At 74.7% G+C, this 20,930-nt stretch carries 18 protein-coding genes; 14 read left to right on the top strand and 4 right to left on the bottom strand.

Annotated elements, in window-relative coordinates:
- Nucleotides 1–155 precede the first annotated feature (155 nt).
- Entirely contained in the window at nt 156–1,226 is a 1,071-nt protein-coding gene (locus FRAAL_RS22195; protein ID WP_162137486.1) for a hypothetical protein, read from the bottom strand.
- Entirely contained in the window at nt 1,219–2,016 is a 798-nt protein-coding gene (locus FRAAL_RS22190; protein ID WP_011606197.1) for an alpha/beta hydrolase, read from the bottom strand. The genes FRAAL_RS22195 and FRAAL_RS22190 overlap by 8 nt, the downstream gene beginning before the upstream one ends.
- A 538-nt stretch (nt 2,017–2,554) precedes the next feature.
- On the opposite strand from FRAAL_RS22190, the gene FRAAL_RS22185 reads away from it, so the two are divergent.
- The 5 genes from FRAAL_RS22185 to FRAAL_RS22165 all read left to right on the top strand — a co-directional run bounded on the left by FRAAL_RS22185 (nt 2,555) and on the right by FRAAL_RS22165 (nt 8,417).
- Nucleotides 2,555–3,499, top strand: a complete 945-nt coding sequence (locus FRAAL_RS22185) for a lysophospholipid acyltransferase family protein (RefSeq protein ID WP_083866884.1) — start codon at nt 2,555–2,557, stop codon at nt 3,497–3,499.
- Between the two features lie 177 nt (nt 3,500–3,676).
- Nucleotides 3,677–5,197 (top strand): hypothetical protein, encoded by a 1,521-nt coding sequence (locus FRAAL_RS22180; RefSeq protein WP_231861202.1) that lies wholly within the window; start codon nt 3,677–3,679, stop codon nt 5,195–5,197.
- Between the two features lie 4 nt (nt 5,198–5,201).
- Nucleotides 5,202–5,732 (top strand): polyadenylate-specific 3'-exoribonuclease AS, encoded by a 531-nt coding sequence (locus FRAAL_RS22175; protein ID WP_011606194.1) that lies wholly within the window; start codon nt 5,202–5,204, stop codon nt 5,730–5,732.
- Nucleotides 5,733–5,951: 219 nt separating this feature from the next.
- Nucleotides 5,952–6,977 (top strand): 6-phosphofructokinase, encoded by a 1,026-nt coding sequence (locus FRAAL_RS22170; protein WP_011606193.1) that lies wholly within the window; start codon nt 5,952–5,954, stop codon nt 6,975–6,977.
- 42 nt (nt 6,978–7,019) lie between these two features.
- The gene (locus FRAAL_RS22165; protein ID WP_011606192.1) at nt 7,020–8,417 is read left to right on the top strand and encodes a class II 3-deoxy-7-phosphoheptulonate synthase; all 1,398 of its coding nucleotides are present in this window, start codon (nt 7,020–7,022) and stop codon (nt 8,415–8,417) included.
- A 27-nt stretch (nt 8,418–8,444) separates the two neighbouring features.
- Here the strand turns inward: FRAAL_RS22165 and FRAAL_RS22160 are convergent, their stop codons facing one another.
- Together FRAAL_RS22160 and FRAAL_RS22155 are read right to left on the bottom strand one after the other, a co-directional pair.
- Nucleotides 8,445–10,583 carry a DUF5667 domain-containing protein gene (locus tag FRAAL_RS22160; protein WP_011606191.1) on the bottom strand — a complete coding sequence of 713 codons (2,139 nt, stop codon included), beginning with the start codon at nt 10,581–10,583 and terminating at the stop codon, nt 8,445–8,447.
- Between the two features lie 83 nt (nt 10,584–10,666).
- Nucleotides 10,667–12,886, bottom strand: coding sequence for a Stk1 family PASTA domain-containing Ser/Thr kinase (locus FRAAL_RS22155; protein WP_231861200.1), 2,220 nt, complete (start codon nt 12,884–12,886; stop codon nt 10,667–10,669).
- Nucleotides 12,887–13,487: 601 nt separating this feature from the next.
- Between FRAAL_RS22155 and FRAAL_RS22150 the strand changes: the two genes are divergently transcribed.
- From FRAAL_RS22150 to FRAAL_RS22110, 9 genes are all read left to right on the top strand, one after another.
- Nucleotides 13,488–14,417, top strand: coding sequence for a thiazole synthase (locus FRAAL_RS22150; protein ID WP_083867037.1), 930 nt, complete (start codon nt 13,488–13,490; stop codon nt 14,415–14,417).
- Nucleotides 14,414–15,610: a 2-iminoacetate synthase ThiH gene (gene thiH / locus FRAAL_RS22145; protein ID WP_011606188.1), complete on the top strand. Its 1,197-nt coding sequence runs from the start codon at nt 14,414–14,416 to the stop codon at nt 15,608–15,610. Before FRAAL_RS22150 ends, thiH begins: the two co-directional genes overlap by 4 nt.
- A gap of 127 nt (nt 15,611–15,737) precedes the next feature.
- A complete protein-coding gene (locus FRAAL_RS22140; protein WP_157892180.1) occupies nt 15,738–17,423 on the top strand; it encodes a Gfo/Idh/MocA family protein in 1,686 nt (561 codons plus the stop codon).
- A 121-nt stretch (nt 17,424–17,544) separates the two neighbouring features.
- Nucleotides 17,545–17,868 carry an Rv2175c family DNA-binding protein gene (locus tag FRAAL_RS22135; protein WP_041939630.1) on the top strand — a complete coding sequence of 108 codons (324 nt, stop codon included), beginning with the start codon at nt 17,545–17,547 and terminating at the stop codon, nt 17,866–17,868.
- Nucleotides 17,869–17,930: 62 nt separating this feature from the next.
- Nucleotides 17,931–18,194 carry a sulfur carrier protein ThiS gene (gene thiS / locus FRAAL_RS22130; protein ID WP_041939629.1) on the top strand — a complete coding sequence of 88 codons (264 nt, stop codon included), beginning with the start codon at nt 17,931–17,933 and terminating at the stop codon, nt 18,192–18,194.
- A gap of 1 nt (nt 18,195) precedes the next feature.
- Nucleotides 18,196–18,915, top strand: coding sequence for a thiamine phosphate synthase (locus FRAAL_RS22125; RefSeq protein WP_231861197.1), 720 nt, complete (start codon nt 18,196–18,198; stop codon nt 18,913–18,915).
- Nucleotides 18,916–18,925: 10 nt separating this feature from the next.
- The gene (locus FRAAL_RS22120; protein WP_011606183.1) at nt 18,926–19,333 is read left to right on the top strand and encodes a lycopene cyclase domain-containing protein; all 408 of its coding nucleotides are present in this window, start codon (nt 18,926–18,928) and stop codon (nt 19,331–19,333) included.
- Nucleotides 19,330–19,692 carry a lycopene cyclase domain-containing protein gene (locus FRAAL_RS22115; RefSeq protein WP_011606182.1) on the top strand — a complete coding sequence of 121 codons (363 nt, stop codon included), beginning with the start codon at nt 19,330–19,332 and terminating at the stop codon, nt 19,690–19,692. The genes FRAAL_RS22120 and FRAAL_RS22115 overlap by 4 nt, the downstream gene beginning before the upstream one ends.
- Before the next feature lie 216 nt (nt 19,693–19,908).
- Nucleotides 19,909–20,892 (top strand): hypothetical protein, encoded by a 984-nt coding sequence (locus FRAAL_RS22110; protein ID WP_231861196.1) that lies wholly within the window; start codon nt 19,909–19,911, stop codon nt 20,890–20,892.
- The last annotated feature ends 38 nt before the right edge of the window (nt 20,893–20,930 follow it).

Raw genomic sequence — 20,930 nt, 5'->3', positions numbered from 1 at the left:
TGTGCCCGGGGTGACCGTTCCCGGGATCCGGCCGGGGCGCGAGAACGTCCACAGGGCGCGCGCCCCGACCACGCGGCCACGCACCGACGCCGGCCGCACCACCGGTTCGCCGCCGCAGGTTCATCGCGGCGGCTGGTTGCCCCGGTCCGTCGCGGTCAGATCACCGCGCCGTCGTCGGGGCCGTCGACATCGGTGGGTGGTCGGTCACCCATGCGGGCGACGAGGGTGCCGACCCCACCGAGGATCAGCAGCACGCCGGTGACATCCTGCGCGCGCGACTGGTTGAAGCCGATCAGGGTCGGCACGACGAGGAAGACCACCCCGAGGGCGATCGAGCCCAGCGCCCAGCGGGTCACCGGCCGGATCCGAGGCAGGGGCGGCGCCGGTGGCGGCACGTAGTGGTCGTCTTCCGGGTCCGCCGGGGCGTCGGTCGATCCGCCCAGGTCGATCACGACGAAGTCGGCCGGGTCGGCGCCGCGCCCGCCGCCGATGCCGGGCGGGTTCAGCCCCGGGGGCGGCGGTGCCTCGTCCAGGCCGGGATCGGTGCGGTCGTCCGGCGCGGGCGGAACGCCGGGCTCGAACGGCGGACGGAGGATGATCACGGTGGGGCGGCGGGTGTCGCCGAGGTCCTCCGCCGCCGGCCACCGCCGGGTGTCGGGCTCGTCGTCGAAGTGCGCGATGAGATCGAGGAAGGCCGCGTCGTCGGCCTCCTGGGAACGGGGCGCGGGCCGCGCGGCGGGCTCCTCGGGCCGAGACCCGGGCGACTGTCCGTCGGCTGGGCCGGCCTGCCCGCCTCCGCCGGCGACGACCTCGTCCGCCTCCGGCTTCCCCGGGGCGCCGGCGGCGGCGTCCGGCCGCCCGGTGGAGGACGGCGGGGCTGGCGGGTGCGTCGAGGCCGGCGAAGGAGTCGGTGCCGTCGACGGCGGGACGGCCGAGGACCCCGGCCCGGCCGGGCCGGGGTCCGTGGAGGACGCCGCAGCGGTGCCGGGGGGTCCGGACGGGCTGCCGCCCGCGCACGTGCCGGCCACGCCCGACGCCTCGCCACCCGCAGGGGTTCCCGCGGCATCGGACGGGCCGGTCTCGGCCGGCAGTGCCGCGCCGCACCCGGCGGGTGCCACGCCGGCCCCTGGCGCCCCGCGGTCCGTCACCGGACGGTCGGGCTCCGCCGCGCTCGCCGCGGACGGCCGGGGATCGCCCTGGCCCGGCGACGGCGGATGCTCAGCCATCGTCGCGGGGGGTGTCGGGCACGAGCGCGCGCGCCGCATGCTGCTGGACGAAGTCCAGACTGCCTTTGAAGATCGTTTCCTTGTCGTTGTCGAGGGTTGCCACGTGCCAGCTGTCCGGCAGCAGCCGTTCCTCGATCGGCGCGCGCACCCCGGCCAGCAGGATCGCCCCCGAGCTCGGCTCGACCACGTGATCGACGACGCTGCGGTACGCGAGCACCGGACACTCGATCCGCCCGAGGTCGCCGCGGGTCACCCCCCACAGCTTGCGCAGCGAGGCGAACGCGAGCAGCGGCACCCGGTCGTAACCGACCTCGGGCACGCCCTTGGCCTTCACGTCGCCGGCGACGCCGCGCACGGCCGGGATGAACCGCCCGAGCAGCGGGGCGAGCGCCGCGTGCCACCGCTCGGTCGACAGGCTCGCGTTCACGGTGACCACGCCGGCGAGGTCGGAGCCGTGCTCCTCGGCCAGCCGCAGCGTCAGCGTCCCGCCCATCGACAGGCCCATGACGAACACCTGCTCACAGTCCGCCCGCAGGCGCAGGAACGCGCCCTGCACGGTGGCGTACCAGTCCGGCCAGGTGGTGGGAACCATGTCCTGCCAGCGGGTGCCGTGGCCCGGCAGCAGCGGGCAGGAGACGGTCAGCCCGGCGGCGGCGAGGGACTCGCCCCAGGGCCGCATGCTGCCCGGCGAGCCGGTGAACCCGTGGACGAGCAGGACGCCCACCGGGCCACCCGCGAACTCGAACGGTTCGGCACCGGGTAGGACGGCTGTGCCGGTGGAGCCCGCCATCGTGATCCGCCTTTCGTGCCCTGGGCCCGCCCGCATGCCACGTCCGCGGGCGGCGCGAAAGGAAAGCGCCGGTAAACGTATGCTCGCACGGTCCGCGGGCTGAGGCCACGATCGTGCGTATCTCACGGTCGTGCGGACCCCGTCGAAACGCCAGGATCCCGCCGGGACCGAGAAAGCCCCGGCTGGGATGATATAGGCGTGGGCCGGTCCGCGCGCGCCCGGCGAGTTGCGTGCCGTCGGGGCCCGACCGGCGACCGTGGGCACGACCCGGGCCGCATCGGCGTTGGAGGGACGTGATGATGGCCGATCACCGGACCTGCGGGCGGCTGGCGTCCCTCGGCGACCATGGCCGGGCCGGGTCCGCCGGGCGGCCCGCGTACCGTCGCAGTCCGCGGGCCACGGAGCGCCGCCGTGCCCCACCTGGCGCACGGTGGGATGCTCGGTTCTGGTGTGATCGGCGGCGGATGGAGACGGGCGGTCCGGCCACGGCCGCCCCCGGCGGGCGTCGTCTGACGGCGGTGACCAGGTGGGAGCTGTCTTGTTCTACTGGGTGCTCAAGGCGGTCCTGACGCCGATCCTTCGGGTGGTCTGGCGTCCGTGGGTGGAGGGAGCCGAGAACATCCCCCTGGAGGGCCCCGCGATCCTCGCCGGCAACCACCTCTCCTTTCTGGATCACTTCTTCCTGCCGGTGGTGGTGCCGCGTCGGGTGACCTTCCTGGCCAAGAGCGACTACTTCACCGAGGCTGGCGTCAAGGGCTGGTTCAAGCGCGTGTTCTTCAGCGGCGCCGGCCAGATCCCGATCGACCGCAGCGGCGGCAAGGCGAGCGAGGGTGCCCTGCGCTCCGGCGTGCGGGTCCTGCGTCAGGGCCGGCTGATCGGCATCTACCCGGAGGGCACCCGCTCGCCCGACGGTCGCCTCTACCGCGGCAAGATCGGCGTCGCCCGCATGGCCCTGGAGGCCGGCGTGCCGGTGATCCCGGTCGCGATGATCGGCACGTTCGAGGTGCAGCCGCCCGGACAGCTCGTCCCGAAGATCCGCCGGATCGGGATGCGGGTCGGTCGGCCCCTCGACTTCTCCCGCTACGCCGACATGGCGGACGACCGGTTCGTGCTGCGGTCGATCACCGACCAGATCATGTACGAACTGATGGCCCTGTCGGGCCAGGAGTACGTCGACATGTACGCCAAGCGGGCCAAGGAGGAGATTGCCGCCGCCCGTGCCGCTGGCACCTCGGTGCCGGCCGGACGGTCGACGCCGGCCGCGGGGACGCTGCCGGCTGCGGGGACGGGGACGACTGCCGGGACCGGCACGACTGCGGGTACGGGGTCGGTGCCGGCGGCGGCTGGACACGTGCCGGCGGCCGGGGCGGTGGCGGGGATCCCCGAGGGACCGGCCGCGGCGGCGGGCGAACGCCCGGCCCGGCCCGTGGCCGCGCCGACCCGCCCGCGCGGCTCCGACGACCACGCCGACCGGGCGGTCTGACCCGGCTGGCGGCAACACGGCAGGATGGTCCGCGTGCGTCGCGATTGCGGTCCTTTGCCGGCGGTGGTTGATCGGTCGGCTGGCGCGCGCCGGTGGCGGTGTGCTCCGGGCTCGCGGCGGGGCCGTGGCCGCCGCACCGGCGCGCCCGGCGCGCGCCAGAGCGCCCGCCGGCCCGCCGTGCTGCTGCTTGCGCTTGGCGCGATCGCCGGCTGCCTCGTCGCCGGCGGCCCGGCCGCACTCGCCGCTCCCGCCCCAGTGGTGCCCGCCCCCGCGGCTCCCGCCCCCGCCGGCACCATCGGCCACTCCGGGGCCTACCTGACCGACGGCGAGCGCCGAGCGGTCGTCATCCGCGGGATGACGGTGCCGGCCGGAGTCACCCCGACCGCCGCCGACCTCGACACCTGGATCGCCTACGGCTTCAGCGGCGTGCGCCTCGCGGTGCCGGTGGCCGCGGGCGGCCGCTTTCCGGCCACCGCCGGCTGGCCGGCGTCCGACGCCACCGCGCGCGCCGCCGCCGATCCCGGGCTCGATCAGGTCACGGGCCTGACCCGGGCGTTCACCGGCCGCGGGATGCGAGTCGTGCTGCGCCTCGTTCCCGCCGCCCGTGGCCAGGCGCTGTCGGGCGCGACGCTCGCCACCGGCCTCGGCCGGCTGGCGACCCGGTTCCGCGGGGAACCGGGCCTGATCGGCTACGAGGTCCCCGCCGCGGGCATCGGGGCGGCGGGCATCGGGGCGGCGTTGGCCGAAGCCGTCACGGCGCAGGACCCCGACCATCTGCTGTGGCGGGACCGCCCGGCGCCGTTCGACGCCGCCGCCACCGTCGCCGTCAACGACCCGACCGGCTACCTGGTCGGGTGGAAGGACGGCTCGCCCGCGGCGGTGCGCGCCCTGGCGTCGGCCGCGGACGCGTTCGGGCTGAGCTGGTTCTACGACGCGCCCAGCGGCACGGGCGGGACGGTTGGCACCGACCCGCCGCAGGCCCTGGGCGGCGGGTCGCTCCCGGCCGCCCCGGCAGAGATCGTCCGTCCGTACCCGGTGGCCGTCGCGGGAACCCCCGAGTCGTTGCGGTTCGACGACGCGCGGGTCCTCACCGTCTCCTACCGGACCGAGGGGCCCGCCGGCGGTTCCCTCGCGCCCGGTGCGGCGACGGCCATCAGCGTGCCGGCATGGTCCTATCCGCAGGGGTACCAGGTCCAGGTCGTCGGCGCGCGGGTGACCTCGGCGCCGGGTGCGGGCCTGCTGTGCGTCGTGGCCGAGCCCGGCGCGGCCCGGGTCGACGTCCGGGTCTCCCCGGCCACCGCCGGCCCGCAGGTGCGCGCGCCCGCGGCCGCGGGCGCGGGCGGCTGCGCGACCTCGCCGGTCCCCGCGGCGGGGGCGGCGGGATCGGTCACCCCTGCCCCGGCGGCTGCCGAGGGCCGCGACGACGACTACTCCGGGCCGCTGTTGTGGGTGTTGCCCCTGGTCGGGGCGGCCGGCGCGGCGGCGCCGCTCGCGTTCGTGTTCCGGCCCTGGCGCCGACGCTCGCGTCGCTCGGGCCCCTCCGGCCCGCCCGGCTGGTCGTCGCCGCTGGACCTGGCGCCGCTCGACCCGGCGCCGCTGCACCCGCGGCCCGCGCCGGCCGAGCCGGCGGAGCGGCGGCCGGTGGTGGTCCCGGGGCAGGCGTCCGTTCCCGCCGATCCGGACCGCGGAGGAGACTGAGCCGGTGGGCACCCGATTCTTCTACGACACCGAGTTCATCGAGCGCCGTGAGGCCGATCATCTCTGGCTGGATCTGGTCAGCATCGGCATCGTCAGCGAGGACGGCGCGCAGCGCTACTACGCCGTGTCCACCGAGTTCGACCCGGCCTTCGCGGTGCCGTGGGTCCGTCGCAACGTCCTCGACCAGCTACCGCCGCCCGCCGACCCGGCGTGGCGGTCCCGCGCGCGGATCCGCGAGGAGATCGCCGCGCTGCTGACCGCCGACGGCACGCCGGAGCTCTGGGCCTGGTACGGCGCCTATGACCACGTGGTGCTCTGCCAGCTCTTCGGGACGATGACCGACCTGCCCGCGGCGCTTCCGCGGTTCACCCGGGACCTGCGTCAGCTCTGGGAGGACGTCGGCCGCCCGGCACTGCCGCCGCCGCCGGCCAACGCCCACGATGCCCTCGCCGACGCCGTGCACAACCAGGCTCGCTGGGAGGTCCTCGCCCCGCTGCGGGCCCGCGTCGCCGCTGCTCCGTCCCCGCGGCGCTGACGCCGCTCCCGTCCTCCCGGCGCCGACGGCGCTCCGTCCCCGCGGCGCTGTCGGCGCTCCGTCCCCGCGGCGCTGTCGGCCAGTGCGGGCAGGCCGCGGAGCCCTCGTCCTTCCGTGTGGTCGAAGCGCCACGCCGAGTGACTGAACTCGCTTCCTGGACGCGGACCTGCCGCTACGCTGCCGCCGGCGGGGGCCTGCGGCTCGACAGGAGGATGCGCGATGAGGATCGGTGTACTGACCGGTGGCGGCGACTGTCCCGGACTCAACGCGGTGATCAGGGCCGTCGTCCGCAAGGGCGAGAGCGTCTACGGGCACAGCTTCGTGGGGTTCCGGGACGGCTGGCGCGGGCCGCTGACCGGTGACACGGTGCCGCTCGACACCGCCGCCGTACGGGGCATCCTGCCGCGCGGCGGGACCATCCTCGGGTCGAGCCGCACGAACCCCTACGCCGCCGTGGACGGGCCGTCGCTCATCCGCGAGAACCTGGCCGCCGCCGAGATCGACGCGCTCGTCGCGATCGGCGGCGAGGACACCCTCGGCGTGGCCGCCCAGCTCCACGCCGAGGGTCTGCCCGTGGTCGGGGTCCCCAAGACCATCGACAACGACCTGTTCGCCACCGACTACACCTTCGGCTTCGACACCGCCGTCAACATCGCCACCGAGGCGATCGACCGCCTCCACACCACCGCGGAGAGCCACCACCGCGTGCTCATCGTCGAGGTGATGGGACGCCATGCCGGCTGGATAGCGCTGCACAGCGGCATGGCCGGCGGCGCGAACGTCATCCTCATCCCGGAACGGCCGTTCGACTTCGACAAGGTCTGCGCCTTCGTCGAGGCCCGCTTCGCGACCCACTACGCCCCGATCATCGTCGCCGCGGAGGGCGCGACCCCGATCGCCGGCACCCTGGTCACGAGGGAGGGCGAGCTCGACGCCTTCGGCCACGTCCGTCTGCAGGGCATCGCGCAGGTGCTCGAGACCGAGATCCGCGGCCGCACCGGCCGGGACGCCCGCGCCACCGTGCTCGGCCATCTCCAGCGTGGTGGCACGCCGACCGCGTTCGACCGCTGGCTCGCGACGCGCTTCGGCCTGCACGCCGTCGACGCGGTGCACGAGGGCGACTTCGGGGTGATGGTCGCCCTGCACGGGACCCGCATCGACCGCGTGCCGCTGGCGGAGGCGACCCGTGAGCTCAAGACGGTGCCCGAGGAGCTCTACAACGAGGCGGAGACCTTCTTCGGCTGACTTCGGCTGAGCGGCAACATGTCGGCCGGATGACCGGCCGACATGGCGGTCGGGACCGTACCCTGGTGTCTCGTGAGCGCATTGGATGTCTGGCGGACCCTTCCGGCCAAGCAGCAGCCGTCGTGGCCCGACCTCGAGGAACTGCAGTCCGCCTACAACCAGCTTGCGGCACTTCCCCCGCTGGTCACCGCGCCGGAGGTGCGTTCGCTCACCGAGCGCCTCGCGATGGTCGCCCGGGGTGAGGCGTTCCTGCTCCAGGGCGGTGACTGCGCCGAGACCTTCGCGGCGAACACCGCCAACAAGATCCGTGACAAGGTCAAGACGCTGCTGCAGATGGCGGTCGTGCTCACCTACGGCGCGAGCACGCCGGTGGTGAAGGTCGCCCGCATCGCCGGCCAGTACTCCAAGCCGCGCTCGGCGGACATCGAGTCGAGCACCGGCCTGCCGTCCTACCGCGGCGACGCCGTCAACGACATCGCGGCGACGGCTGCGGCCCGCCGGCCGGACCCGATGCGCATGGTCGCCTCCTACCACCAGAGCGCGATAACGCTGAACCTCGTCCGGGCGTTCGCCACGGGCGGGTTCGCGGACCTGTCGAAGGTCCACGAGTGGAACAAGGCGTTCGTGCGGGACTCGGCGGCCGGCCGGCGCTACGAGGTGATGGCGACGAACATCGAGCGGGCGCTGGCCTTCATGGCGGCCTGCGGCATCGACCTCGGCAGCGCGGCGTTGACCGGGGTGGAGCTGTTCACCAGCCACGAGGGTCTCCTGCTGGAGTACGAGCGGGCCCTCACCCGCGTCGAGGACGCCACCGGCAACCCGTACGACCTGTCCGCGCACATGATCTGGATCGGGGAGCGGACCAGGGACCTCGGCGGCGCCCACGTCGACCTGCTGTCCCGGGTCGGCAACCCGATCGGCTGCAAGATCGGACCGAAGGCCAGCCCGGACGAGGTCCTCGAGCTGGCCGAGCGGCTCAACCCGCAGCACGTCCCCGGCCGGCTGACCCTGATCACCCGGATGGGCGCGGGCAAGATCCGGGACGCCCTTCCGCCCATCATCGAGAAGGTCAACGCCGCCGGGCCGCCGGTCGTCTGGTCCTGCGACCCGATGCACGGCAACACCCGCGACGTCAGTGGCATCAAGACCCGTCACTTCGACGACGTGCTCGACGAGGTCTTCGGCTTCTTCGAGGTGCACAAGGCCCTGGGCACCCACCCGGGCGGGCTGCACATCGAGCTGACCGGCGAGAACGTCACCGAGTGCCTCGGCGGCGCCGAGCTGATCGGCGAGGAGGACCTCGGCGGCCGCTACGAGACCGCCTGCGACCCGCGTCTGAACACCGGCCAGGCACTCGAGCTGGCCTTCCTCGTCGCCGAGATGCTCCAGCAGGCGCGGGGCGAGCGCGCCGCCGCGATGCAGGAGCTCCCCACCGCCTAGGCCGCGTCCGGACGCCGGGGGCGCCGTTCAGTCGGCGAGCCCGTAGTCCGTGGTGGCGCCCGTCGTGGTGCTGGCCGTCGGGGCCGTGCCGCTCGCGGGGGCCGTGTCGTCGCCGCCCGCAGGCTCCCACCTGTCGATGCCCGTCAGGCCGGCGTTGTCCCCTTGGTCGGCGTTATCCCCTTGGCCGGTTTTGTCTCCTTGGTCGGTGCTGCTCGGCTGGCCAGTGCTGCTCGACTGGCTGGCGGTGCCGGTCTGACCGGTGGCATCGGTCTGGCTGGGGACTGCGGTCGTGCTGGCGTCGGTGGTCGCCGGCACGGCGATGGCTGGTGTGCGCGGAGCCTTGGCCGCTGACCTCGTCGAGGATGCGTCGGGTGGCGCGGCCGGGGCCGCGGGGCTCGGCCGCCCCGGCGCGGCTGCCGGACTCGGCGCGGCCAGTTCGGCGGCCCGCTCCGCCCCGGTCGTACCGGGCGCCTCGTCGTCAGCGCCGCCGATCGGGCTGCTGGCCGGCGTCGGCGCAGTGCTCGGATCGGCATCGTTCGGGGAGGTCGGACTGTCCGGCGTGACGGGCGGCGGGAGGTCCTGCGGGGACGTGGTCGGCGCTGGGGTGGGCACGGCGCTCGTGGGATGCGTCGCGGTGGCGGCCGTCGTCCGCGGGAGCCGGGGGCCGAGGGCCCGGCGGAACTCGCCGATGAGGTCGACCGCCGCCTGGGCGGCACCGGTCGTACCGAGGGGAAGGGCGGCGAGGACGGGACTCAGCCGGTCGGACTGCTCGGTGGTGAAGGTGTCCATCGTCGCCCACGCATCGGCGTTCCCGGCGAAGGCGCGGGCGAGCAGCACACGCGAACCGGCCCGCGCCTGGGCGCACCAGGCCCGCAGCAGGCTGTTGACCGTGCCGGCATCCGCGTGACGGCCGGGCGGGGCGGGGGCCCGCGTCGAGGCAACTGCCGTGGGCGAGGCATCCGCCGTGCCCGAGGTGGTTGCCGGGTTCGGCGCGGCTGTCGGGTTCGGCGCGGCTGTCGGGTTCGGCGCTGCCGCCACGCGCGGGGTGCGCGGCACAACCGGGGCGGGAGGCCCGCCGGGCGGGAGAGGCTCGGCAGGGAAGAGGAGTTCGGCAGGGGGGAGGAGTGCGGCGGGTGGGAGAGGCCCGGGGGACGGGGGGAGCCGGACGGGCAGGAGGGGAAGGGGCGTCCCTGCGGTGCGCGGCGGGCCGACCGGACCTTCGTGGTTCGACGGATCACCCCGGTGTGACGGGTCCTCCGCAGGGCCTGACCCCTGGTGGGTGGGGCCCGCGGGACCGGTGGCCGACGCGGATGTCCGCAGGGCCGACGAGAGCGTGCCGACCCCGGCCAGCGAGGATGCCTCGGGTACGCCGGCCGCCGCCGTCGGCGGAACCCCGGTAGCCGCCTCGGTGCGGGTGCCGCCGGCACCGGGGCGGTCGAGGGGGGCGCCGTCGCCGAGAGTGATGGCGCGCAACTCGCTCATGCGGGTGCCGGCCACGTCGAGGCGGGTCTTCGCCTTGGCGACCGGATCGCGCACCAGCGATACCTGAAGGTTCTCGACCCCCCGTTTGACGCTGTAGAGCGTCTCCCCGGGCAGGGCGTCCTCCGCGCTGACGGCGAGACCGGCCAGGGCGACCGCGGCGGCCAGGGAGACGGCCAGCAGCGGGCGGGCGGCGCGCAGGACCCGGCCTCGTGGTGGCGGGGCCGAACGCACCCGCCGTCCGGTCACGCCCGATCCGCGGGCCACGGCGGGCTCGGCACGTGCGGGGCTGGCCGGTGCGGGGCTTGCCGGTGCGGTGCTGGTCTGTTCGGTGCTGCCCTGGTCAGCGCTCGTCTGCTCAGCGCTCGTCTGCTCAGTGCTCGTCTGCTCAGTGCTCGTCTGTTCGGCGTTGGACTGTTCGGCGAGGAAGGCGAGCAGGCGGGTGCGCACGGCGTCACGGCGCGCCGGACTCATGCGGGGGGACGGCAGGTCGCGCAGGGCCGTCGCCGCGGTCACCAGGCGCAGGTCGGCGGCGTCGGTCGGGGCTCGTCGGCCGTCCAGCAGCGAGGCGACCCGCTCGGCGCGGGCGCGGGCTCGCCGCGGCCGCCACCACCGGGAGCCGCGCTGCCGAGGCCCGGGTTGCTCCACCCCGGCGGAACGCCGGTCGCGGCCGCGCGCTGCCCTCACGTCCTCCCCCTGGGAGCGGTCGTGCGGCGGCGGTCCGAGGGCCGGCTGCCCCCCGCGCCGGCCCGACCGAGGTCTGCCGTCGTTCAGTTACCGAGCTGCCACACAGTGTTCACGTGTACTGTACTACCCTTTTCGATCTTGGAGTTGGGCTGGGCGGACTGGGCTGTCACCCGGTCGTTCGGCTTGCCGAACGGGGCGAACCGGTCGATCTTCAGCCCGCGTTGGGCGAGGATGCCCTCGGCCTCGCGGTAGGTCTTGCCGACCACCTTGGGGACGACGACCTGCACGCCGCTGCCGTCACCGCCGTCGGAGGTGCCGGAGGTGTCGGTTCCGTCGTCCGGCGCGGTGGCGACCGTCAGCGTCACGACGGTGTTCGGCGCGATCGGCTGGCCGACCCCGGGGGCGGCGCCGACGACGTTGCCGGCAGGCGTGTCCTCGGTCACGGCGAGATCGCGCTGAACCGTGACGCCCGCGACGCCGAGAGCGTCGATCTCCGCCTTGGCCGCGTCGTAGGGCTTGCCGATGACGTCGGCCGGCATCTGCCGGGTGTCCGGTCCGCTCGACATGATCAGCGTGACGCCGTCGCGGGGCTTGAGCACCGTGTTGACGGCCGGGTTCGTGCCGATCACGTGGCCGGCCGGGACGGTGTCGCTGGCCTGGTTGATCTGCCCGCCCACGGCGAGGTTGACCTCGTTGAGCCGGGCCGCGGCCTGGTCCCGCGTGAGGTTCGCGAGATCCGGCACGGGGACGGTCGCGGGCCCGGAACTCAGCCGCAGCGTGATCACCGCGCCCTTGTCGACCTTCGTCCCGTCCCTGGGGTCCTGCTGGGCGACGTGACCGGCGGCCACCTTGGGGCTGGCGATCGGATCGAGGTAGGTCGCCTTGAGCCCGGCGTCCCGCAGCATCGTCTCGGCGTCCGACTTGCTGACGCTGGTCAGCAGCGGGACCTCGACCTTGTCGCTGGACAGCATGCGCACGGCGAGGAAGCCGATCAGCAGTACCAGGATCGCCGCGCCGCCCACGGCGAGCGGCAGGTACCGGCGCGGGCCGGCGCCCGAGCCGGGGCCCGCGGCGCGGCGCCGCCCGTGCCCGGCGCCGAGGTAGCTGGTGGAGGTCGGGGTCGGCGCGGCGGCGGAGCGGTAGAGCGCCCCGGTGCCGGGCTGGCTCGCCACGCCGCCCGCGTAGGGCGCCCCGGCGGCCGAGTCGTGCTCCGCGATGCCCGCCCGCGGCCGTCCCGCCTCCGCGCCGGTGAACCCGGCGGCGCCGTGCGGACCGTCGTAGCCGGTGTCATGGTCGGCGCCGTAGCCGGTGTTGTAGTCGTTGTCGTAGTCGGTGGGCTGGAAGGGGCGGGTGTGGTCGGGGCCCGGGTCCTCGGGGGGCGGCGCCATCAGGCCGATCCGCTCGACCTCGCCGGTGAAGCCGGTCTGGTAGGAGTCCGGCGCCGGCAGGTACGGCCCGATGCGGTGCAGCTCGTCGAGCAGCGCCGCGCCGTCGGCGGGCCGGCGGGCGGGGTCGCGCGCCGTCGCCCGCAGCACGAGTCCGTCGAGCTCCGCGGGAACGCCCTCGACGATGGTGGACGGCGCGGGCACGTCGCCGTGCACGGACTGGTAGGCCATCGACATCGGGGTCGCGCCGCTGTGCGGAAGGTGGCCGGTCAGCGACTCGAACAGCACGACCCCGGCGGCGTAGACGTCGCTGCGGGTGTCGGCGGTGCCGAGGGTGACCTGCTCGGGCGCGAGGTACCCGACGGTGCCCATCACCACCCCGTCGGTGAGGGCCTGGGTGGGCTGGCCGAGCGGGCGGGCCAGACCGAAGTCGGCGACCTTCACCTGACCGTCGTCGCCGAGCAGGATGTTCTCGGGCTTGATGTCGCGATGGATGATGCCCGCGTCGTGCGCGGCGGCGAGCGCCTCCATCACGGGCTCGATGATCTCGACGGCCTCGGCGACCGACAGCCGCCCCCGGGCGCCCAGGTGCTGGCGCAACGACCGGCCGCGCACCAGCTCCATGACCAGGTAGTTGATCAGGCCCGCCGAGGTGTGGTCGGAGCCCTGGTCGAGCACCGAGACGACCCGGGGGGTGTTCAGGCGCGCCACCGCCTTGGCCTCGCGGTGGAAACGGCCGACGAACTCCGGATCGTGGTTGAGGTTGGGATGCATGACCTTGAGTGCGACGAGCCGGTCCAGCCGGTTGTCGTGCGCGACGTACACCGTCGCCATGCCGCCGACGGCGAGTCGTTCCTGCGCCGTGTAGCGGCCGTCGAGAAGCCGACCTATGACGGGGTCGGCCACGGTGGCATCCACGGGAGACAGTTTACGATCGTTGCCGAACCATGCCGCTACCGGCGCCACGTGGCGTTAGCTCCGGATTCGGCTGCGGGGCGGCGGCGAACGCATCGGCATGCCCGTACTACGCATCGCCATGCCTGCGGACATAGCGCGGCCTATCGCCTTACCTGCTGATGGCCGTCGGCTGAATCCCTGATCCCGCGGCTATGCGGCCACCGCGCTGCGCGGATCCGCCGTGGCGTATGGATATCGTCCCGCGAAACCGCCCGGGCCGGCGACGGCGTGTCCCGGCACGCCCGAGTCGTCGCTGTCCGTGAACATGACGTTCGCGGGACGCCGCCCGTCCGGGTGCCGCCCCCGATCCGCGGGCCCCCGCTCGGCCCCTGATCGCCCCGCTCGGCCCCCGCTCGGCCCCCGCTCGGCCCTCGGTCCGGACGCCGGTCCGGACGCCGGACGTCGGCGGCCTGCATCGATCCGGCGCGGGCTCGGTTGCGGGCCGGCTAGACTGGGGTTGCACCGGGGAGCCCGTGGACATGGGCTGAGAGGCCGGCCAGGAGCACCGTCGGCGACCCGCATACCCGATCGCGGTCATGCGCGCGTGGGGAGGATGGTCATCGTGTCGCAGGCTCTGCCAGGTCCCGCTGTTCCCGCGTCGGAGTGGTCCCGCCCGCCCGGCCTCGCGTCGTCCGGCCTCGCGTCGTCCGGCGCCGTCGAGCCGGTCGAGGGCGACGAGCTCGTGATCGCCGGGCGTCCCTACCGCAGCCGACTGCTGGTCGGGACGGGCAAGTTCGCGGCGCACGAGGTGATGCGCGACAGCCTGCTTGCCTCCGGCGCCGAGATCGTGACAGTCGCGCTGCGCCGGGTCGACCTCGACCGCGCCGGCGAGGGCGACGTGCTCGACTTCGTCCCGCCGGGGATGACGCTGCTGCCCAACACCTCCGGTGCCGTGGATGCGGCGGAGGCCCTGCGGCTGGCCCGCCTGGGCCGCGCCGCCACCGGCACCGGCCTGGTCAAGCTGGAGGTCACTCCGGACCCGCGGACGTTGGCCCCGGATCCGATCGAGACGCTGCGCGCTGCCGAGCTCATGGTCGCCGACGGCTTCACCGTGCTGCCGTACTGCTCGGCGGACCCGGTCCTGGCCCGCCGCCTGGAGGAGGCCGGCTGTGCCACGGTCATGCCGCTCGGCAGCTGGATCGGCTCGAACCGCGGGCTGCGCACCCGGGACGCGATCGAGGCGATCGTGGCGGCCGCGGGCGTGCCGGTGATCGTCGACGCAGGCCTCGGGGTGCCCTCCGACGCGGCGGAGGCCATGGAGATCGGCGCGGCCGCCGTGCTGGTCAACACGGCCATCGCGGTGGCGGCCGACCCGGTGCGGATGGCCCGGGCCTTCGCGTTGGCGACCGTCGCCGGGCGGCTGGGCCACCTGGCCGGGCAGGCCGGGCCCGGGACGGCCACCGCGGCGTCCGCGTCCTCGCCGCTCACCGGCTTCCTCGGCGCCCTCGGCGCCCCCGCGAAGGGTAACGGCAACGGCAGGGGAACCGGGTGAGCGCGCCGCCGGGGGAGTTCGCCCGCGAGCTTGCCGCGCTGGACCTGGCCGGCCTGTCCGCCCGGTCGCGACGCGCGACGCCGGCGGAGGTCGACGAGGTGTTGCGCCGGGTCGCCCCCGGTCCGGGTGGTCCGGGTGGCCGGGGCGAGTCGGCGCCGGGGCGGGTCGGTCTCGACGAGCTGGCCGTCCTGCTCTCGCCGGCCGCGACGGACCGGCTGGAACAGCTCGCGATCGCCGCGCGGGCGACGACGCTGCGCCGCTTCGGGCGGGCCGTGCGACTGTTCGCCCCGCTGTATGTCTCGAATGCCTGCCTGTCGTCCTGCACCTACTGCGGTTTCGCCAAGGGCCTGCCGGTCGCGCGGCGCACGCTCAGCGTCGACGAGGTGGCGGCCGAGGGCCGGCTGCTGGCCGAGCGGGGTTTCCGGCACGTGCTGCTGGTCGCCGGGGAACATCGCGTCGAGGTGTCCGCCGACTACCTCGTCGCGGTGGTCGAGCGGCTGCGGCCGGCGTTCCCGTCGCTGTCGATCGAGACGCAGACCTGGTCGGACGACACCTACGCTCGGCTGGTGCGGGCCGGCCTGGAGGGCGTCGTCCACTACCAGGAGACCTACGACCGGGCCCGGTACGCCGAGGTGCACGTCGCGGGCTGGAAGCGGGACTACGACCGCCGGCTGTCGTCGTTCGAGCGGGCCGCGAGCGCCGGGGCGCGCCGGCTCGGCATCGGCGCGCTGCTCGGCCTCGCCCCGGACTGGCGGGCCGACGTGCTCGCCCTGGCCGCCCATGCCTCGTTCCTGTCGCGGCGGTACTGGCGGACCGAGGTGTCGGTCGCGCTGCCGCGGATCAAGCCCAGTGCCAGCGAGTTTCCACCGGTCGTCGTCGTTTCCGACGCCGAGTTCGTGCAGGCGTACGCCGCCCTGCGGCTGTTCGAGCCCGACCTCGCGCTGACGCTGTCCACCCGGGAGCCGGCGGCGATGCGCGACGGTCTGGTCCGCATCGCCGTGACGACGATGAGCGCGGGTTCCTCCACCGAACCCGGCGGCTACGGCTCGCCGGGCACCGCCCAGGAGCAGTTCTCGATCTCGGATGAGCGCCCGCCGGCCGCGGTCGCCGCGATGCTCGTCGCGGCCGGCTACGAGCCGGTGTGGAAGGACGCCTTCCCCCTCGTCGACCCGCCTCTCGTCGACCCGCGCTGATGCCGGCGCTAACGCGCTGTTCTGCCTGCGGACGGTGCCGACGCAATTCCCCTTTGCGTGGTTTGAGGGTAGATGCTGAGCACTGTTCGTAATGTATGGAGGGTCTGCTCCGTCCTTCTCGACCCGAATGACCGCTCGCGTTGGTAAGACCACTAGAGTGCCGGGCGTGCCTCGCATTCACCTGGTGTCGAACCTGCCCGGGGTGAACGCGCTCGGCGACCATCTGCGCGCAGCGGGTCTCGGCCCGACCTCGGCGCGGTCGGCGGACGCGCTTCTCGTCCTCATCGATCGTCCCCTCGACCACGTCGAGCAGGAGCTGCTCGACCGCGCCCGGCAGTCCGTCCCGGTGCTGCTCGCCGGCCCGACCGTGCGCGCCCTGCCCGCCGACAGCCCGCTGGTGGAGGCGTCCGGGCTCATTCCGGGCCGGGCGACGCCCCCCTACGAGCTGCGGTTGCAGGCTGGGCCGCAGGGTGGCGCAATCATGGCCCGTTCGGGTGACTTCCGGCCCCGGGAGAGCTGGGTCATCCCGGAGAAGGTCGCCGACGATGTCGAGCGGCTCCTGCTGATCCGCCACGAGATGGGCGATCACCCCGTCTGCACCTGGCGGCCGGCGACCGGGCTCGGCATGTTCACCCTGGGCACGGGTGCGGGCGTGCTCGGCGACGCGGCCTACCACCGGCTCGTCGGGAGGTGGCTGCGGCACTGCCTCGGCGTGCACGACGGGCCGCCGGTCGGCGTCGGCCTGCTCGGCACCCCCGACACCACCACGGCCCACCAGGCGGGCCTCGACGCGACCGAGGGGCTGGAGCTGACCGCCCTGTGCGACGGCGGCCCGGGTCGCGCTCCCGCCCACGCCGCGGGCCGCCTGCCCCGCCGGGTCGAGGACCCCGACGACCTGGTGAACGATCCCGAGCTCGGTGTGGTCGTCGTCGCCACCCCGACGCACACCCACCTGGAATGGGCCGGGCGGGCGCTGGAGGCCGGCAAGCACGTGGTCGTGCAGGCGCCGCTGTGCCTGGCGACGCCCGACGCCGACCAGCTCGCCGAGCTCGCGGCCGAGCGGTCCCTGCTGCTCGCCGTCTACCCGGAGGGGCGCGCCGACGCCGGCTATCGCGCGCTGCACGCGGCCGTCGGTCGCGGCGCGATCGGCGAGCCGCTGCGGCTGGACGTCCACCGCGGCGGGCTGCGCCGCCCCGTCGGGACCTGGCGCGACGACGAGCGGATCAGCGGCGGCCAGCTCTACGACCGCGGCGCTGCCGGCGTCGAGCAGGTGCTGGCGCTCGTCGACGAGCCGGTCGAGTGGGTCATCGCCTCGGAGCTCAAGCGGGTCTGGTACCACGTCAGCAACGCCGACCACAGCCGGCTGCTGCTGCGCTTCGCCAACGGCGCGCAGGCGCAGGTCACCGTCTCCGACCTGGCGGTGGCGGCCCGCCCGAGCCTCGAGGTGCTCGGCAGCGAGGGCACGCTGATCCTGGACGACGCCCTCGCCGCCGCGAACCTCGAGCCGCTCGACGACGGGCCCGCGGTCACCGGCCGGCACGCCGGGCGCCGGGCCGCCCCGGCGGGCGATGCTTCCGGGCCGGCCTCGTTGCTGCTGGCCACCCACGACGGCGTCCGCACCCGCTACCCGCTGCCGACGTCCGGGCCGGGACGGGACGGCACGGGAGCGTTCTACCGCGACCTCGCCGACAGCCTGGTTTCCGGCTGGCCCCTCGTGGGCTACGGCGTCGAGGCGGCCCGCCAGGTGGTGGCGGTACTCGAGGCGGCGGCGCGGTCGGTGGCCGCGGGCGGCGCGCAGGTCGTGCCGCTGTGACCATGGCCGTCGGGCTCGTGCGCCGGCCCTGAGCCGCGCCGGGACAGGCGAGGTCAGGGGTGGTGCGGACCCCGCCAGCACCCCACGACGTCGTTGCGGACTTAGGTGTTTACTGTTGACCATGGATTGGCTGACCCTGCCTGACGCCGCGACGCAGCTGCAGGTTCCCGTGACTCGAGTCCGGCAGATGGTGCGCGACCGAACGATGCTGGCCCGGCGGGAGGGCGGTGTCCTTCGGGTACCGGCCGAGTTCATCAGCGACGGAGTGGTGGTCAAGGGCCTGCCCGGCCTGCTCACACTCCTTGCCGACGCGGGGTTCACCGACGACGAGGCCCTCGACTGGCTTTTTCGGGAGGACCCGAGCCTGCCCGGCACCCCGATGCAGGCGCTCGTCGAGAACCGTGGCAAGGAGGTCAAGCGGCGAGCCCAGGCCCTCGCCTTCTGACCGGGGGCCGCGGGGCCCCGTTCCAGGCTGTCGTGGGCTGCCGGCTCCCGTAGGGTCAGGTCATGGTCGATCGCCCGCCACCCGCCTCGGCGCCGGCGCCCACCCCGCCGACGGGGCCTGCCCGGGCACAGGTTGTCGTCAACGGCGCCGTCCGCGTGGTCATGGCCGGCCAGCCGCTGCCCGACCTGCTCGCCGAGCTCGGCCTGCGGCCCGGTTCGGTGGTCGTCGAACGCAACGGGGTGGCGCTCATCCCGTCGGAGTTGACCGGCATCCGGCTCGCGGATGGTGACACCCTGGAGATCGTGCGTGCCGTCGCCGGAGGATGAGTTGACCACAACGAAGGACGGATCGGCTGCGGACGGGTCGGCTGCGGACGGGTCGGTGCGGGTGGACCGGCTGCGGCGGCTCGCCGACGCCCGGCTGTATCTCTGCACGCCGCGGCGGGCCGAGTTCGGCCCGTTCCTCGACGCCGTGATCGGCCCCGCCGGTCGGGGCGGCGTCGATCTGGTGCAGCTTCGCGAGAAGAACCTCGAGTGGGCCGACGAGGTGCGTGGCCTGCGCGAGATCCAGGCCGCGGGCGCCGGCGGGGACACCCTCGTCAGCGCCAACGACCGCGCCGACCTCGCCGCGTTCACCGGCGTCGACATCCTGCACGTCGGCCAGGACGACGTGCCGCCCGCCTTCGCCCGCCGGCTGGTCGGCCCGGATGTCCTGATCGGCCAGTCGACGCACAGTCCCGAGCAGTTCCTCGCGGCCCTGGCCGACCCGGACGTCGACTACGTGTGCGTCGGCCCGGTGCACGCGACGCCGACCAAGCAGGGACGTCCGCCGGTCGGGCTGGGGCTGCCCCGGCTCGCCGCCCGCCACGCCCCGCCGTTCGAACCGGGCGCGAAGCCCTGGTTCGTCACCGGCGGGGTCGGTCCGGACACCCTCGACGACATCCTCGCCACGGGGGCCCGGCGGGTGGTGGTGGTGCGGGCGCTGACCGCCGCCGAGGACCCCGCCGCCGGCGCCGCCGCGCTCGCCCGGCGGCTGCGCAGCGCCTGAGCGGCAGCTCGTGCGGCACCTGAGCTACCTCGCGGTCCTGGCCGGTTGCCTGCTGGGCACGGCGCCGCTCGAACTGTTCCTGGGCACCAGGGTCTACGCCCGCCCGCGTCGCCTGTTGCTGACACTGCTGCCCGTCGTCGCGATCTTCGCCGCCTGGGACGTGTATGCCATCGCCGCCGGTCACTGGACCTTTGATCCGCGCAGCGTCACCGGCGTGCGGCTCCCCGGCCACCTGCCGCTGGACGAGCTGCTGTTCTTTCTCGTGGTTCCCGTCTGCGCGGTGCTGACGCTGGAGGCCGTCCGCTCGGTGCGCGGCTGGCCGGCCGGTGACGAGCCGGCCGGCGACGAACCGGCTGGTGACGAGCCGGGCGAGGACGCGGCGGGCGTCCCTGGGAGCGTGGAGGGCCCGGGCGGATGAGTTACACGGTGCTGGCGCTGCTCGGTGTCGCCGCGGCGGTCGCCGAGGACCGGTGGCTCCTGCGCACCCGGCTGCTGACCCGGCGGATCTTCTGGGTCTCGTATGGGATCATCGTCGTCTTCCAGCTGCTTGCCAACGGGATCCTGACCGGGTTCGGCATCGTCGTCTACGATCCGGGCGCGATCGCGGGGCTGCGGATCGCCTACGCCCCGGTCGAGGACCTGCTGTTCGGCTTCGCACTCGTCACCCACACGCTCAGCTGGTGGGTCTGGTGGGGGCGTCGCCTGGGCCGGTCGTCCCGCCGGCGCCCCGCCCCCGCCCCCGTCTCCGGTGTGATGCCCGCCGATCGGCACAATTAGCCACGTTGCGTTACATTTGTGAAACTGAATGAAATCTCTCCGCACTCCGTGACGGAAACGAGCGAATTGGCCCCATGGAGGTCATCCATCGGCCTAACCTCGACCGTGATGACGCATGACGTTGCGGGGGGCCCGGGTTCGGCGGGGCGGCACCGGTCTCCCTGGGGTAAACCGGGCAGGATTCTGCCCATCCGGTGGGGACGCATCATCGCCGTGGTGGCCGCCTTGGCGCTCGCGGTTGTGAGTCTGGTGCTGATCCGTGGTCGATTGGCCGGGGATGGCCGCGCCGCCGGGCCCCTCAACCGGTCGGGGGTCCCGACCGCCCCGTCCGCGCCGAGCGTGCAGCAGCCCTCGGACGTGCTGACCGCGCCCACGGCGTCGCATCGGCCTAGCCCGACCGCGCCGTCGACCCCCACGACTCCCATCACCGCCGCGACGGCGACAGCACCGGCTCCGGCGGTGGTCTCGCCGTCCGGCGCGCCCACCGCGTCCCGTTCGCGCGCCGCCGGGCGCAGCGCCACCGCGGTCGTCCCGGTGGCACCGCGACCGACCGGCTCGGTCCTCGCCCTGAGCGCGACGACGGTCGATCTCGGCCCGGTCGACTCGGTCTGGCGCCTCGACCTGCGCGGCGAGGGCACGGCTCCGGTCGACGTCGCGGTCGGGGCGAGCCCCTCCTGGCTCGCCGTCGTGCCGGACCGCCCCCGCGTCAACCCGGGGTCGGACGTCCCCCTCGTGATCACGCTCGACCGGTCGGTGGCCCCGCCGGGGCCGATCGACGTCACCGTGCCGGTCAGCGCCCGCAACGGCGTGGGCGGCGCCGACGTGCGCATCACGGCCAGCGTCGACGGACCGCCGCGCATCCTCTCGGTGACGGCCGCGCCGGATCGCGTCGTGCGGACGGGCTGCCCGCCGGCGACGGGCGTGGCGCAGTCGACGGCTGCCACGTCGACGGTGACGGTGACGGCGGTCGACGAGACCGGGATCTTCGCCGTGGAGCTGGCCGCGGTCCTGCCCGGCGGGCGGACGACAACCGAGTCGCTGAGCCTCGGCACGGCCACGGGAGACCGCTCGACGTGGACCGGCAGGCTCGCATCCGCGCCGGATCCCGGCACTATCAGCTACACGGCCACCGTCACGGACCTGGAAGGCCGGCGCTCGCAGTCACCGGGATCGCTCGTCGTGCTGCCGTGCCCATCCTGAGCCGGCGCGCGCAGCGACGGGGCCTGAAAGCAGCGACG

This window comes from Frankia alni ACN14a, assembly GCF_000058485.1.
Taxonomy (GTDB): Bacteria; Actinomycetota; Actinomycetes; order Frankiales; family Frankiaceae; genus Frankia; species Frankia alni.
The sequence above is the reverse complement of the archived record's forward strand: the minus strand, read 5'-3'. Positions and strand labels throughout refer to the sequence as shown.